The organism is Rossellomorea sp. ABR4_004 (genome assembly GCF_056159585.1).
Genome location: NZ_JBSWVM010000001.1, coordinates 1,504,736 through 1,518,670, shown reverse-complemented (window position 1 = coordinate 1,518,670; position 13,935 = coordinate 1,504,736). Strand labels below are relative to the sequence as shown.

Here is a 13,935-nt window from a genome sequence, read left to right as displayed (position 1 = left end):
AGTAGTAAAATAGAAAGGAGTATACTAAGAAGTAAGAAATGAAAAGGTTGGGGGTGTAATGAATGAGTGAAGTAGTCATTCTGACAGAAGCCGCGGCCCTTCAGATTAAAGATATGATGAAGGAACATGAGGAAACAGATGCCATGTTGCGAGTAGCGGTTAAAGGGGGAGGCTGTAGCGGCCTTTCTTATGGAATGGGGTTTGAACATGAGCTTCAAGATGGAGATACAACACTGGAACAGCATGGAATCAAACTTGTTGTAGCTAAAAATGATGCTGCTATTTTGAACGGTACTAAAATAGATTATAAGCAGTCCATGATGGGCGGCGGATTTACGATTGATAATCCGAACGCCATCGCATCATGCGGATGCGGATCATCGTTCGTGACGGCGACGAATAAAGGTACGCCTGAGAATTGCTGATAACTAAGAGGGACGGACCTCCACTTTGGAGGTCCGTCCCTTTTTATGATTAATGGATATTTTTTAGCGCTTCTTCAACAGGCGTGTCACCGCTCAGGATTTCGAATACTTTGTGGTTTGTTTCTTCTGTGGTCAAGGAATCGACGAGTACTTTTGCGACATCTTCACGTGATATGTTTCTGCTTTTGTCTTCAATGGAGGTAGAAGCTTCAATCTTTCCTTTCCCTTCGTCGAATGAAAGGGCGCCTGGTCGGACGATTGTGTAATTAAGACCGCTTTCCTTCAAATAGGCATCCGCTGCTCCTTTCGCTTTTAAATAAAACTGAATTGCATCCGGACCGCTTGACGGGTTATCTGCACCCATTGAGCTAAGCATCACAAAGCGCTCAATTCCCATCTTCTTCGCGTAATCCACTGCTTTCTTTGCACCTTCCTGATCGATTGTAAGGGTCTTATCGTCTCCTGTTGAACCACCGCTGCCAGCTGCAAAAATAACGGCATTTACATTTTCAAGAGCGTAAGAAAAGTCCTGTTCGAGATCTGCAACAATCGGTCTTGCCCCTAAGTCTTCCATATCCTTTGCCTGTTCTGTCTTTCGAATCATGGCTCTCACGAAATGCTGACTGCTGCTTGAAAGCTCTTTCACTATGTGTCGGCCGGTATGACCGTTTGCTCCAATAACTAGTACATTCATGCATCCATCATCCTTTATTTAAGTTTTTTATCCTATTATTGGTCTACCCATTCACTGCTAAAATAAACAATTTGATGGGGAGGTGTAATAAGGGTCATGTTTGTACACAATATTTCTTCGATTGGATCATCTGTTTCATAAAAGCGGGAATAATTTTGATGTTTTCACTTGTGGTGTTCTTCCGTATCCCTGCTGTTGGTTACATTCAAATTAAAAAGAGGCTCAGGTATAAATATCCTGAACCTCTCGTATAGTGGTCTTTAGTCTGTGAACATGGATGTACTGTGCATTGGTTGGACTCTTGCTTTCGGATCCATATAAGCTTTAGCATTATTCACCGCTGTCGGTGCTTCGCCAAATCCACTTGCAATAAGTTTGACTTTCCCATCATAGGTACTGATATCGCCAGCTGCATAAATGCCGGGAATATTCGTTTCCATTCTAGAGTTAACGACGATCGAATTCTTTTCGATTTCCAGTCCCCAATCCTTGATCGGGCCAAGAGAAGAAACAAAGCCAAAGTTAACAATCAGTTCATCGAGATCGAGAATTTCTTTCTCATCACCCTTTGTTTCTTCCAAAATCAGCTGATTGATTTTGTTCTCATCGACAACCAACTCTGACGGAACATACGGAGTTTTAAGCTCCACGGTTGAGTTGTGCAAATTCTCCACACTATGTTCATGGGCTCTGAATTTATCTCTTCTGTGTACGAGGTAGACTTTTTCTGCGATCGGCTCGAGCATAAGTGCCCAGTCAACGGCTGAATCGCCACCACCGCAAATCACAACCTTCTTATCCCTGAAATGCTCCAAGTTATCAACAAAGTAATGAAGATTCTTACCTTCAAAACTAGACGCGTGCTCAAGTTCCAGGCGGCGAGGCTGGAAGGCACCGTTCCCTGCTGTGATGATGATTGTCCTGGAAAAATGAATCTCTTTATCGGTTGTGAGCTTAAACATGCCATCAGCCTGTTTTTCTACACCTTCCACAGCTTGCTCTAAACAAATCGTCGTCTCAAATTTAGCCATCTGCTCTTTTAGATTATTTACAAGGTCCTGGGCTTTCACTTTAGGAAAACCTGCAACATCATATATGTATTTCTCAGGATATAAAGTAGCCAGCTGGCCCCCGAGTTGTGGTAGACTTTCAATAATCTTAACTGATGCTTTTCTCATGCCGCCATAGAACGCCGTAAACAGACCTGTAGGACCGCCGCCTATGATCGTAATATCATACACTTTTTGATCTTCCTTCAACTAGATCCCTCCAACAATTAAGATGTATTTCACTTTCGTTTATTTTATCACAGAGCAATCGATTCTTCACAATAATTGAAATTATAATTGGGAATAATCAGTCTCTTTGATGAGATCCCCTACGACTATTGAATGAGTCATTCGATCATTTATTTAAATATTCTTAAGTTTTCAATTTCCTATATATATCTTGAAAATGCATGATAAAAAGAATATTATGTAATGTAGGCATAATGTTAAGAATTTATGACAATTCTCGCATAAGAATGTAGTAGTTCGTGAAATACGTCACATACTTTCTTGTTTATCGTTTTTATTTATTTTTCATATTATACTTTCCTCTTAAATGAAGGAAAACTTCTCGTTTGATTTGTTTCAGTTTCTTGTCTATAGGGAAAAAGGTAATAGCATCAGATTGAACGGGATAAAAAAGCATGATGTGGAGGACTCTAAGAGTATCCAAAGCAAATTTATCAAAAAAAGGTGGATGTGATTCAGTTGAGAAAGCCAAGAATCGTTGTATTAGGTGCAGGTTATGGTGGATTAATGACGGTAACTCGTCTTCAAAAACAATTAGGTACAAATGAAGCAGAAATTATTTTAGTTAATAAAAATGATTATCACTACGAAACCACTTGGTTACACGAAGCTTCTGCAGGTACACTGCATCATGATCGTGTACGTTACAACATAAAAGATGTTGTCAACACAAGCAAAGTAAATTTCTTACAAGCTACTGTTGAAGATATTAAGGTAGAAGAAAAGAAAGTCATCACAAGTAACGGTGAAGTAGAATTCGATTACCTGGTTGTTGCATTAGGTGCAGAATCTGAGACATTCGGCATCCAGGGTCTTCATGAGCATGCATTCATGATTTCGAACATCAACTCTGCCCGTCAAATCCGTGAGCATATTGAATTACAGTTTGCTACGTATAAAAACGAAGAAGAAAAGAAAGATGACCGACTTACAATCGTTGTAGGAGGAGCAGGATTCACTGGAATCGAATTCTTGGGTGAATTAGGTAACCGTGTTCCTGAACTTTGTCATGAATATGATATCGATCGCAAGAAGGTTCGTATCGTGTGCGTGGAAGCAGCACCAATGATACTTCCTGGATTCGATCCTGAGCTAGTGAAATACGCACGTGCCAAGCTTGAGAAAAAAGGTGTTGAATTCCACATCGGAACTCCACTTAAAGAAGCGAAAGCTGACAGCGTCCTAATCGCTAAGGGTGAAGATGAAGTAGAAGAAATCAAGGCCGGTACCATCGTATGGGCTGCAGGTGTACGCGGTAACTCCATCATCGAAAGAGCTGGGATTGAAAACATGCGTGCCCGTGTGAAAATCAACAAAGATCTTCGCGCTCCAGGTCATGACAACATCTTCATCATCGGTGACTGTTCACTTATGATCAATGAAGAAACAGAACGTCCATATCCACCGACTGCACAAATCGCGATGCAGCAAGGTGAAGTATGTGCCCGCAATATTGCTGCTTTACTGCACGGTAAAGATCACATGGAAGAGTTCACTCCAGACATCAAAGGAACAGTATGTTCACTGGGTGAAGACGATGCAATCGGTGTCGTTTACGGTAAGAAAATCACTGGAACAAAAGCTTCTTTCATGAAGAAAGTAGTCGACAACCGCGCGCTTTACATGGTTGGCGGACCATCTCTTGTCTTCAAAAAAGGGAAGTTCAAGTTCTTTTAAGTCCTAAATCATATAGTGAAAAGCAGGGTGGTTTCCGCTCTGCTTTTTATTGTGGGGAAATGTTACGGAGGTGTTCGAGAGTGAAAAGGGGAAAGGTTTGGCTTGCGGTGGCCGGACTCGTAATTGATGAGAATGGTAAATGGCTTGTGGTAAAAAAGAAATACAGTGGTCTGAAAGGAATGTGGTCCCTGCCTGCTGGTTTCGTCAATGCTGGAGAAGCAGTCGATGATGCGGTTATGAGAGAAGTAAGGGAGGAAACGGGATTACAAACAAGCATCAAAGGGATTGTAGGAGTCCGGTCAGGTGTCATCCAAGACGATGTCAGTGATAACATGCTGATCTTTCTGTTGGAAAACAAGGAAACTTCTTCTATTCAAATCCAAGAAAAAGAATTGTGGGATGTTGGGTGGAAGTCACCTCAGGAATTGTTAGAAGATGAAAAAACGTCCGTAATGGTGCATGAGATGATCAAACAGGTGGCTGACCAAACTATATTAAGCCCGATGGAAGGGATTAATCCAGGAGACCAATTTGCCTACACAAAGTACACATTATTTTTATAAAATTCTGTAAATTTTAAGAAAAAAAGAGATAATGAAAGAAAAACACAAATGTATTCGCTTTCTTAACGGTACATCCCCTCTCATGTCCCTTTTCTTTATTGGAGATAGATGATATATTATCAGAAAATTAAGAAATTAAAGAAAAGGGAGAGGGAATTATGAGAGCTACTGCAAGTACTAAAACGAAATACTGTCTTTATTGTTCAGGAAAAGGATACTTTCAGCTAGTATTGGGTGGTTCTGAAACGTGTCCGTGCTGCTGCGGCAGTGGGAAACAGAAATAAGCCCTAACAGATAGAATGAAAAGCAGACCTGATGAAGGTGGATACTTCCCATTGGAGGTATGGATCCTGATTTGGGTCTGTTTTTATATGGTTCCCTGATATGGAACATATGTTTATTTTGTGAATAAGCTACAAATCTTCTTGAAAATATTGACGCTTTCATTACACTCGGGGTACACTAATCTTTAGTGTTTATGGAGGTGTAAGCGGAAAAATGCCTATACATGTGATGTTAATTTCGATGCTTCTATTTTTTGTTCTATTTTTCGGAATAGGCTTTTTGTTAAATATGTTATTGCGCATGACCTGGATTATGGCCATCATTTATCCTATTGTCGTCATTTTTATTGTGGATGATGTTCGTTTTATAGATTATTTCCGAAATGCCGGCGAGTCGATTTCTGAATTGGGTACGAAAATCAGCCACTTGGCTGTAGCCGATCTTGTGATCTTAGGAAGTGGGCTGGCAGGAGCGATTCTTTCAGGAGTCGTGATGAGAATTTTAAGAGCAAAAGGGTATCGAATGTTTTAACCTCATCCGTTTAACCGAGGGATTTTTCCCTAAGTTGAACGGTTTTTTTATTATGATTTTTTTCGGAAATTGTGCATACTAGTTGAAGGAGGAAATAGGTTATACCTACTGTAAAGTCGCCTATGGGCGGTGAAACTCCTCTATAGGGAATGCTAACGATAATTTCCAAATATTGAAACTATTCGATTTTTTTCTCAATTTATGCATATATCTCCTCCTGGTTGGGAAGTATTAAAGGTGGGAGGAGTGAATACATGAATTTGTTTAAAACTTGGACGAAGAGATTCGTTATGGTCAGTTTGTTCATCCTGGCACTGGGAACCACTTTTCAATCAGTCTCCGGAGTAGAGGCCCAAACCTTTAAAACCTGGTTGATGGATAAGGGTGACCGTGATCAAACCAGTTTGAATTATAAAGAGCATCAGACAAATCGTTTAGGATTGTCATTTAAATTTCTAAAAAAGCTGGCAGGCTTTGAAACTCAGATATCTGCGAGTACGCCTGTTGAACCGAGGACGTTGGAAGAGTCCGTTGATTGGGATCAGTATACCAAGCATAAGGTCGTAGCCACAGGCTATACAGCCGGGATTGAATCGACCGGGAAGAATCCTGGGCATCCCCTATACGGAATTACATATTCAGGAGTGAAAGTGAAACGTGATTTATATTCTACGATTGCAGCCGATCTTTCCGTTTATCCTATTGGTACCATTCTTTTTATCCCCCATTATGGATATGGGGTTGTAGCTGATAAAGGGAGCGCTATTAAGGGGAATAGACTGGATCTCTATTATGAGACAGTCGATGATGTGTATAGTGAATGGGGGAAACAGACGCTGGATGTGTATGTGATCCAGATGGGTTCAGGTGAGTTATCCGAACAGCAATTAGTAGATCTAAATGAAAATAAATCCATGCAGGTTTTTAGGCAGCAGATTTTATCACCTAAAGAAGAATAATCAGGAAAAGCACGCAGTTCAAGATGAACTGCGTGCTTTTTTAACATCATTGGAGCTCTTTATACAATTCTGGATGAAGCATCCCTGCAAGCTTGACAGCTCCCTTTAATAGAAGTGGGGACGGCCTGCAATAGAGGGATTCTTCGAGGACAAATATTCGATCCTGTTGAACAGCTCTCAAGTCGTTCCACCCTGGACGCTTCTTCACGATATCAGGGTTAACCCGTTTCTGCTGAACGCCGACCCAGGCAAGACAGATATAGTCGGGGTCACGCTTTTGTACATCTTCCCAATCCGTTTGAACACTCGCAAGATCCACATCTTCATATAGATTTAGGGCCCCGATCATCTCGCTCAATTCGGTTAACCAGTTGATCTTACCAGGGGTGAAAACAGGCTTTGGCCACCATTCCCAGTAAAGAGAGGGAGGGTGTTGAACCCCGGAACCCACCGTTTTTAAGCGTGTTACGGTTTGCAGAAATTCACTCTGACGGCTCATGGCATGTTCTTCGATTCCACACGCTTTTCCCACCATTAAAAGATCTTCTGCTATATCAGAAAAGCTCTGAGGATTTAACGTAATATGGGGGATGTTCCGCTTATCCAGATTTTCTATGTTTTTTTCCATTCCAGGTACACTTAATGAAGAAAGGACCAAATCAGGCTTCAAGGACTCCAGCTTATCCATATTAATGGAAAGATCAGGTCCGAGCCTGGGAAGTGATTGTACCTCTTCAGGGTAATCGGAGTAATCATCGACTCCTACGAGGAGTGGAGTTAATCCGAGGTAATCGATTATTTCTGTATTACTTGGACAGATTGAAACAATTCTCATCGTGCCACTCCTATGCATAAAAGAAATAATGAAGAATAAGGGTCAGAATAATCCCGGAAAGGCCACCAAAGAACACTTCAATGGGTTTGTGTCCGAGTAATTCCTTCAATTCCTTGCGCTTTTCCTGTTCGGGTTTGTTCTGCCAGCCTTTTGCTTCTGACATGAACCTTTGGAAATCGACCATCAATCGATTCAGGACAATCGCTTGTTCTCCTGCCTGCCTTCTGACACCCGTTGCGTCAAACATCGTAATGATGGCAAACATGGCGGAAACTGCAAAGATTGGTGAATCCACGCCTACTTCCAAGGCTACTCCAGTAGACAATGCCGTTACGGCCGCTGAATGGGAACTCGGCATCCCGCCTGTTGAGGTAATTAATGACCAATTTAATTCCCTGGTCGCGATAAACTGTATGGGAACCTTAACAAACTGAGCAAAAAAGATTGAAAATAAAGATGCCCATAATGGAAAATTAAAAAATACTTCCATGCTGTGAAATGCCACCCTTTCAATTGTTTGAATACAAATAATGTTCTCATTATATCATACCCTATTTACCTCTTTAATTAACTTTGTGGATCGGTTTGTTAGAAAGTCGAAATAATGGGACATTTTCGCTATAATAGAGGGTGGAGGTGTCGGATAAATGAAATTTTCGATTAATCAAAATGAATGGACAGCTGCTAATCAGGAGTGCCTGGTTGTTGGGGTTCACACTCAGCCAACATTTGAAGGGAAGCTGAAAGAGCTTGACCTCAAGTTCGAGGGCTATCTTACACAGCTGGTAAAAGACGGAGACATATCTTCAAAAGCAAAGAAAGTAACCAAAGTACATACGTTTGGAAAACTCAAAACGAAGAGATTATTGTTCGTTGGACTAGGAAAACAAAAAGATCTTACATTTGATACTTTAAAAGAATCGTTAGGTGTAGCATCAAAAGCTTTAAAGCGGATGAAGATATCTTCTTTTTCAGTGGCACTGGATACGTTTGTTTCTGAAGAAATGGTAGCAACAGATGCAGCTCATGCATTTATGGAAGCCTTTACGATGTCTACATATGAATTCCATGGCTATAAGAAAAAATCAAATCAACCGGAAGTACACGTAGAATCGATTGAGTTCTTTACAAGTTCAGACTCTAAAGAAGTAGAGACGGCTTTACATATCGGATCCGCCTTTGGTAACGGAGTCAATTCAGCTCGTACGCTGGTGAACACTCCTGGAAATCTATTAACCTCTACTAAATTAGCCGAATACGCGCTTGAATTAGCTGAGCGATATAACTTTGAAATTGAAATCTTGGATAAAGAAGAGATGGAGCATTTGGGAATGGGCGCACTGCTCGCTGTAAACCAGGGATCTGTTGAACCTCCAAAAATGATCGTTCTTAAGTACAACGGGAAAGATGAGTGGAAAGATGTCATCGGTTTAGTTGGAAAAGGAATCACCTTCGATACAGGCGGTTATTCTATTAAACCTAAAGATGGAATCGTCGGGATGAAAGCAGATATGGGTGGAGCAGCGGCGGTTCTTGGTGCGATGGAAATCATCGGTGAAATCCAACCGGAACAAAACGTAGTTGCCGTCATTCCTTCAACAGACAATATGGTGAGCGGCTCTGCATTCAAGCCTGACGATGTAATTACATCAATGAGCGGTAAAACCATTGAAGTGTTAAATACAGACGCTGAGGGCCGTCTCGCACTTGCTGACGGTATGACCTATGCAAAGCATCAAGGAGCAAATTATTTAGTGGACGTTGCAACTTTAACCGGTGGAGTCATCATTGCTCTGGGTGAGGACAAAACGGGGGCACTCACGAATAATGAAGCGTTCTTCGAGCAAGTGCTGGAAGCGTCAGGGGAATCAGGTGAATACATCTGGCAGCTCCCTTATACGGAAAACGACAAGAAGCGAGTTCGAGGAAGTGATATTGCCGACCTGAACAACTCACCGGGACGAGCTGGTCACGCCATCATGGGTGGGGCATTTGTCGGAGAGTTCGCCGAAGGACTTCCTTGGGTGCACCTTGATATCGCAGGTACGGCGACCACGAAAGGAAGCTATGAACTTGGTCCTAAAGGCGGAACGGGTGTCATGGCAAGAACCCTTGCACTATTAGTCGAGCGTTTTGTGCCCTTAGAGAAATAATGTGAAGGAATGGAGAGTCTTTTTTCAGTGTTTAAGCATGATGACACTGAAAGAAGGCTTTTTTTGTGAGCATTCATGATTGGGGTGGCTGAAATTGTAAATCATACGCGGGTCCCGAGTGGGGTAAGCTGGTAATCCGGCCGTTTATGACCAGAATTCGGACGGAATAGGTCAAAATCCAGCCGATTCACAATTGCTGGTAACCTAACCCGATCCTCCCCAGGAACCCATCTACGACTAAAAATTCCCCCCCTCCCTTTTTACTCTGCTAAAGTGTTGACAAACTCTCTTTATCTTGTTAAAGTTGAAATCGTGATTTTATTACTCTACCAATTTAGTGAACTAAAGCGTAACGATAAATCGTTGTATGGGGAATTTTGAGGAGGAAGGTAGTTATGAACGCAGTTGTTATAGCGGTTCTTGTCATGCTTGTACTAAGTCTGGTACGCGTGAATGTTGTATTCGCTCTGATCACTGGTGCATTAGTCGGAGGTTTGACTGGTGGACTGGGATTAAACGAGACGATATCCATATTTACTGAAGGAATCAGCGGCGGGGCTAGTATCGCCTTGAGTTATGCATTACTGGGTGGATTCGCGGTGGCGATTTCCTACACGGGAATTCCGAATCTGCTTGTTGACTGGGTACTTAAAGTAGTTGGGAAAAAAGGCGATTCTAGAAAGACAGCCCTTTCGAAAGCACTTATCGTTTTATCTATTTTAATCATGGCTTGTTTCTCACAAAATGTGATTCCGATTCACATTGCCTTTATTCCTATTTTGATTCCGCCTTTATTAAAGGTGATGACAGAATTACGGATGGACAGACGTTTAATCGCATCCGTGATTACGTTTGGATTAACGGCACCATATATTCTTTTGCCAGTTGGATTCGGCTTGCAGTTCCATGAAATCATTGCTCAGAACATGGGTTCAAGCGGTATGGATATTGCATTGGGGGATATTCCAAAAGCGATGCTAATCCCAGTAGGGGGCATGGTGATCGGGTTACTTATCGCCGTGTTTGTGAGTTATCGTAAACCAAGGGAATACATTGAAGCAGAAGAAGTGATCGCAGAAGAAAAGGTCGTGTACAATAAAAGAGCGATGATTTTCGCTCTCGTTTCCATCGTTGTCGCTCTATATGTACAGCTTCAGCTGGAATCAATGATCTTCGGTGCATTAGCTGGTATTGCCGTTCTATACATCACAGGATCGGTTAAATGGAAAGAGGCTGACGGGTTACTGAATGATGGAATGAAAATGATGGCCTTCATAGGCTTTGTGATGATTACTGCTTCAGGCTTTGCAGAAGTGGTAAAAGCAACGGGCGATGTCGAAACATTGGTTGAAGCGACTGCTGACGTAATCGGTGGAAACCAGGCATTAGCTGCTCTGATCATGTTGATTGTAGGACTTCTGGTGACGATGGGGATCGGATCTTCATTCGCTACGATTCCAATTATCGCAGCCATTTTCGTACCGCTTGCCATGGAGCTTGGATTCAGTCCCCTCGCAACGATTGCGATTGTCGGAACCGCAGGGGCACTTGGTGACGCAGGTTCCCCGGCATCGGACAGTACGCTCGGACCGACATCCGGATTAAATGCGGATGGACAGCATAACCACAGTTGGGACACATGTGTACCAACATTCTTACACTACAATATTCCACTGATACTATTCGGATGGATTGCAGCTATTATTCTATAGAAAGCAAGGGGACATGTGCCCCTGCTTTTTTTATTTCACAGTCACTTCAGGCGAAATAGTATGTTTCACACTCTTAGCTCAATGCCCGTATTATTATTTCCCCCAAACGGTTATAGAGGATTTCCGGGTTATTACCTAATTATTATTAAGTAGAAATGAATAAATGAGAATAGCAGTGCCATCACTGGACACTGCTATTCTTTCGTTATAGGTAATAAGGGTGGAGCACATACACTACATCCACCGGACAATCACAATCAAATGACAGCAATCCACCTGGCCAAGCTTCTCATCGAAGACTAAACGCACGCCGTCAGGATTGAATGAGACGACGGGCTGTACTTTTGTGTTGATGGTTTGAAGTAGTTTATGTACTTCAGGGAGGTTTGATTGCTGTGCAGCACTCATAAACTTCTTTGAAAAATCTTTAGAGTTATTAATTCGTTGCAGAACCTTTTGGGCATCCTCCATCAAGCTTAACGTTTTACCTGCTGAAGACATGAACGTGTTGCTATCAACAGGAGGATAATTGCGATTATATGAAAAAACAGGCTGTGTCCTTGAATAAATAGGCGGGTAGGGGCGTTGAACAGGCGGGTAAAAAGGATGGTATCGATACATAACATAACCCCTTTCTTTGGAATGCTCTAAGGAAATGTATGAAAATGAAGAGGGAATTATTCATGAAACAAATGGTAGAAGGGAAGTGCAGACAAGCCCTTTTAGGGAAAATAAAGGATTTTCGCAGACTCTCTAGAACAGATAGTAGAGAAGAAAATAATATGAGGTGATTCATATGAATATGGAAAATACATTGATCAGTACGTTAGGAATTGAGTTTGTGGAACTTGGGGAAGGGAAAGTAATTGCGACGATGCCGGTGAACGAAAACACGAGGCAGCCATTCGGATTCCTTCATGGAGGAGCATCAGTGGCACTTGCAGAAACGGTTGCCAGTGTCGGGGCGGTACAATTAATTGATCTGGAAAAGGAGATTTGCTTCGGTTTGGAGATCAATGCCAATCATATTAAAGCAAAGCGTGAAGGCCTTGTTACCGCCACAGGAACGGTGATGCACCAAGGGAGAACCACTATGGTTTGGGAAATTAAGATCACGGATGAGGACGATCAAATGATCTGTGTTTCAAGATGTACGATGGCAGTTGTGCCAAAACGCTAAGTGAAAATCTTACATATCAGAATGTTTAAAAAGTGAATAAATGGGAAATCAATAACTAACCATTTGATTAGGAGGCTTTTATTTAATGAGTTGGACAAAAAATGATTATCCCGATTCACTGAAAAACCTGCCTGGGGATGTTCGGAACAAAGCCATTGAGATTGCCAATGCTCTTCTCGATGAAGGGTATGAAGAGGGACGTGCGATTGCGATTGCCACCGACCGGGCCCATAAGTCTGAAGAAGGTAATACTACGGATAAAACCGAATATCATGTCAGCCCACATGACGACGGCTGGCAGTTAAAGAAAGCAGACGGACAACGTGCCATCCTGGTAGAAGAGACGAAGGATAAGCTGTTGACTAAGGCAAAGGACTATGTGACGGATCATTCTGGCACGCTTGTTGTACACAAGCAGGATGGAAGTGTTGAGAATCATTTGTATCAGCGATAGGAAAAAGGCTTGACCAACCGAGAGAAATCTCGTGAGGTCAAGCCTTTTTGTATGTTTCTTATTGACTGTTTTGACGATCGTATTCTTTTTTATCTTTCAGATCATCCTGGACACTTTTGTCCCAGAGCTTAACCCCAGAATTATAGGCAGCCCTTGAGATGAGGTGTCCGGCAACAGGTGCTGTCACAAAGATGAAGACGATTGTCAGAATCAGTCTCGAATTAAAGTGCCCATGCTCCAAATAAAAGTAAAGGAATGTTGCCAAGAGAATCGACATCACGCCAAGTGTCGCACTTTTAGAAGCCGCATGATTTCTCGTATATACATCCGGGAGTCTCAGCAAACCAAAGGCAGTGACCAGGCTGAGAAACCCTCCTACTACTAAGAAGAACCCGATGAAAAATCTAATGATCTCGCTCACGTTCGATGATCTCCCCTTTCTCTAAGAACTTTGAAAAGGCAACGGTTCCTAAGAAAGCCAGAATCCCGAGAAGGAGAATAACTTCCAAAAAGGCGTAAGTATCGAGCATCATGGATACGAGGGCGATGATGGCAATCAGATTGATACCGATTGCATCCAGGGCTACCACACGGTCAGGGGTGGTTGGCCCTTTCACAACCCTGTATACAAGTCCCAGCATGGATAGGGAGACGCATAGCAGTGTGATTTGAAAAATCGTGTGTAACATTAGCGACTCACCTCCATAATGGCTTTTTCAAAGGAATTTTTAATCTCATCAATGGCTTGATCCGCATCAGGGATATCGATGGCATGGACATAAAGGATGTTATTATCATACGATATATCCATCACGAGTGTCCCGGGTGTCAAGGTAATGAGATTAGCTAATAAGGTAATCTCCCAATCCGTTTTTAAGTCTGTCGGTAAAGCAAAGATTCCCGGTTGGAAATCAAGCTTCGGTCTCAGTATCGTTTTCAAGACCGAGATGTTAGCAAGGATCAGTTCTTTTAAAAACAGGAAGAATAAATTGATCACGGCAGCCACGCGTAATAAATAAAATCGTGAGTTGAAAAATCTTCTGAATGCAAAAATCACAAGCAATCCTAGTAAATAGCCAATAATAAATGACTGAGAAGTAAAGGATACCGAAAGAAACATCCAGACAAAGGCCAGGAAAAAGTTTAATAAAATTTGAAATGCCATTCTA

The 13,935-nt window shown here is 42.1% G+C and carries 18 protein-coding genes; 10 read left to right on the top strand and 8 right to left on the bottom strand.

Features of this window, described 5'->3' with window-relative positions:
* Positions 1 to 62 precede the first annotated feature (62 nt).
* Positions 63 to 425, top strand: a complete 363-nt coding sequence (locus ACXAF2_RS08010) for a HesB/IscA family protein (RefSeq protein WP_148995260.1) — start codon at positions 63 to 65, stop codon at positions 423 to 425.
* A gap of 49 nt (positions 426 to 474) precedes the next feature.
* On the opposite strand, the gene ACXAF2_RS08005 is transcribed toward ACXAF2_RS08010, so the two are convergent.
* The gene (locus tag ACXAF2_RS08005) at positions 475 to 1,119 is read right to left on the bottom strand and encodes an SDR family oxidoreductase (RefSeq protein ID WP_475138088.1); all 645 of its coding nucleotides are present in this window, start codon (positions 1,117 to 1,119) and stop codon (positions 475 to 477) included.
* Positions 1,120 to 1,379: 260 nt separating this feature from the next.
* Positions 1,380 to 2,378, bottom strand: coding sequence for an NAD(P)/FAD-dependent oxidoreductase (locus tag ACXAF2_RS08000; protein WP_475138087.1), 999 nt, complete (start codon positions 2,376 to 2,378; stop codon positions 1,380 to 1,382).
* A 498-nt stretch (positions 2,379 to 2,876) separates the two neighbouring features.
* Between ACXAF2_RS08000 and ACXAF2_RS07995 the strand changes: the two genes are divergently transcribed.
* The 5 genes from ACXAF2_RS07995 to ACXAF2_RS07975 all read left to right on the top strand — a co-directional run bounded on the left by ACXAF2_RS07995 (position 2,877) and on the right by ACXAF2_RS07975 (position 6,432).
* A complete protein-coding gene (locus tag ACXAF2_RS07995; protein WP_148970826.1) occupies positions 2,877 to 4,094 on the top strand; it encodes an NAD(P)/FAD-dependent oxidoreductase in 1,218 nt (405 codons plus the stop codon).
* A gap of 59 nt (positions 4,095 to 4,153) precedes the next feature.
* Positions 4,154 to 4,657, top strand: coding sequence for an NUDIX domain-containing protein (locus tag ACXAF2_RS07990; RefSeq protein ID WP_475138086.1), 504 nt, complete (start codon positions 4,154 to 4,156; stop codon positions 4,655 to 4,657).
* Between the two features lie 158 nt (positions 4,658 to 4,815).
* Entirely contained in the window at positions 4,816 to 4,941 is a 126-nt protein-coding gene (locus ACXAF2_RS07985; RefSeq protein ID WP_475138085.1) for a YuiA family protein, read from the top strand.
* 214 nt (positions 4,942 to 5,155) lie between these two features.
* The gene (locus tag ACXAF2_RS07980) at positions 5,156 to 5,473 is read left to right on the top strand and encodes a YuiB family protein (RefSeq protein WP_475138084.1); all 318 of its coding nucleotides are present in this window, start codon (positions 5,156 to 5,158) and stop codon (positions 5,471 to 5,473) included.
* 254 nt (positions 5,474 to 5,727) lie between these two features.
* Positions 5,728 to 6,432 (top strand): 3D domain-containing protein, encoded by a 705-nt coding sequence (locus tag ACXAF2_RS07975; RefSeq protein ID WP_475138083.1) that lies wholly within the window; start codon positions 5,728 to 5,730, stop codon positions 6,430 to 6,432.
* Positions 6,433 to 6,478: 46 nt separating this feature from the next.
* Here ACXAF2_RS07975 and ACXAF2_RS07970 read toward each other — a convergent pair whose 3' ends face one another.
* On the bottom strand, positions 6,479 to 7,267 hold the full coding sequence (locus tag ACXAF2_RS07970) for a cobalamin-binding protein (RefSeq protein WP_475138082.1): 789 nt from the start codon (positions 7,265 to 7,267) through the stop codon (positions 6,479 to 6,481).
* 10 nt (positions 7,268 to 7,277) lie between these two features.
* The gene (locus ACXAF2_RS07965; protein ID WP_475138081.1) at positions 7,278 to 7,757 is read right to left on the bottom strand and encodes a divergent PAP2 family protein; all 480 of its coding nucleotides are present in this window, start codon (positions 7,755 to 7,757) and stop codon (positions 7,278 to 7,280) included.
* A 157-nt stretch (positions 7,758 to 7,914) separates the two neighbouring features.
* Here ACXAF2_RS07965 and ACXAF2_RS07960 point away from each other — a divergent pair, with 157 nt between their 5' ends.
* Both ACXAF2_RS07960 and ACXAF2_RS07955 read left to right on the top strand, forming a co-directional pair.
* A complete protein-coding gene (locus ACXAF2_RS07960) occupies positions 7,915 to 9,420 on the top strand; it encodes a leucyl aminopeptidase (RefSeq protein ID WP_475138080.1) in 1,506 nt (501 codons plus the stop codon).
* 395 nt (positions 9,421 to 9,815) lie between these two features.
* Positions 9,816 to 11,132 (top strand): Na+/H+ antiporter family protein, encoded by a 1,317-nt coding sequence (locus ACXAF2_RS07955; RefSeq protein WP_475138079.1) that lies wholly within the window; start codon positions 9,816 to 9,818, stop codon positions 11,130 to 11,132.
* 234 nt (positions 11,133 to 11,366) lie between these two features.
* Here the strand turns inward: ACXAF2_RS07955 and ACXAF2_RS07950 are convergent, their stop codons facing one another.
* Positions 11,367 to 11,753: a YuzC family spore coat inner layer protein gene (locus ACXAF2_RS07950; RefSeq protein ID WP_475138078.1), complete on the bottom strand. Its 387-nt coding sequence runs from the start codon at positions 11,751 to 11,753 to the stop codon at positions 11,367 to 11,369.
* 175 nt (positions 11,754 to 11,928) lie between these two features.
* Here ACXAF2_RS07950 and ACXAF2_RS07945 point away from each other — a divergent pair, with 175 nt between their 5' ends.
* Positions 11,929 to 12,312: a PaaI family thioesterase gene (locus tag ACXAF2_RS07945; protein ID WP_475138077.1), complete on the top strand. Its 384-nt coding sequence runs from the start codon at positions 11,929 to 11,931 to the stop codon at positions 12,310 to 12,312.
* Positions 12,313 to 12,397: 85 nt separating this feature from the next.
* Positions 12,398 to 12,766, top strand: coding sequence for a DUF2188 domain-containing protein (locus ACXAF2_RS07940; RefSeq protein ID WP_475138076.1), 369 nt, complete (start codon positions 12,398 to 12,400; stop codon positions 12,764 to 12,766).
* A 58-nt stretch (positions 12,767 to 12,824) separates the two neighbouring features.
* Here the strand turns inward: ACXAF2_RS07940 and mnhG are convergent, their stop codons facing one another.
* From mnhG to ACXAF2_RS07925, 3 genes are read right to left on the bottom strand one after another with little or no spacing between them, the layout of a single operon-like run.
* Positions 12,825 to 13,187, bottom strand: a complete 363-nt coding sequence (gene mnhG, locus ACXAF2_RS07935; RefSeq protein WP_148970747.1) for a monovalent cation/H(+) antiporter subunit G — start codon at positions 13,185 to 13,187, stop codon at positions 12,825 to 12,827.
* Positions 13,171 to 13,455 (bottom strand): Na(+)/H(+) antiporter subunit F1, encoded by a 285-nt coding sequence (locus ACXAF2_RS07930; RefSeq protein WP_113968950.1) that lies wholly within the window; start codon positions 13,453 to 13,455, stop codon positions 13,171 to 13,173. The genes mnhG and ACXAF2_RS07930 overlap by 17 nt, the downstream gene beginning before the upstream one ends.
* Positions 13,455 to 13,931 carry a Na+/H+ antiporter subunit E gene (locus ACXAF2_RS07925; RefSeq protein ID WP_475138075.1) on the bottom strand — a complete coding sequence of 159 codons (477 nt, stop codon included), beginning with the start codon at positions 13,929 to 13,931 and terminating at the stop codon, positions 13,455 to 13,457. Before ACXAF2_RS07925 ends, ACXAF2_RS07930 begins: the two co-directional genes overlap by 1 nt.
* Positions 13,932 to 13,935: the final 4 nt, after the last annotated feature.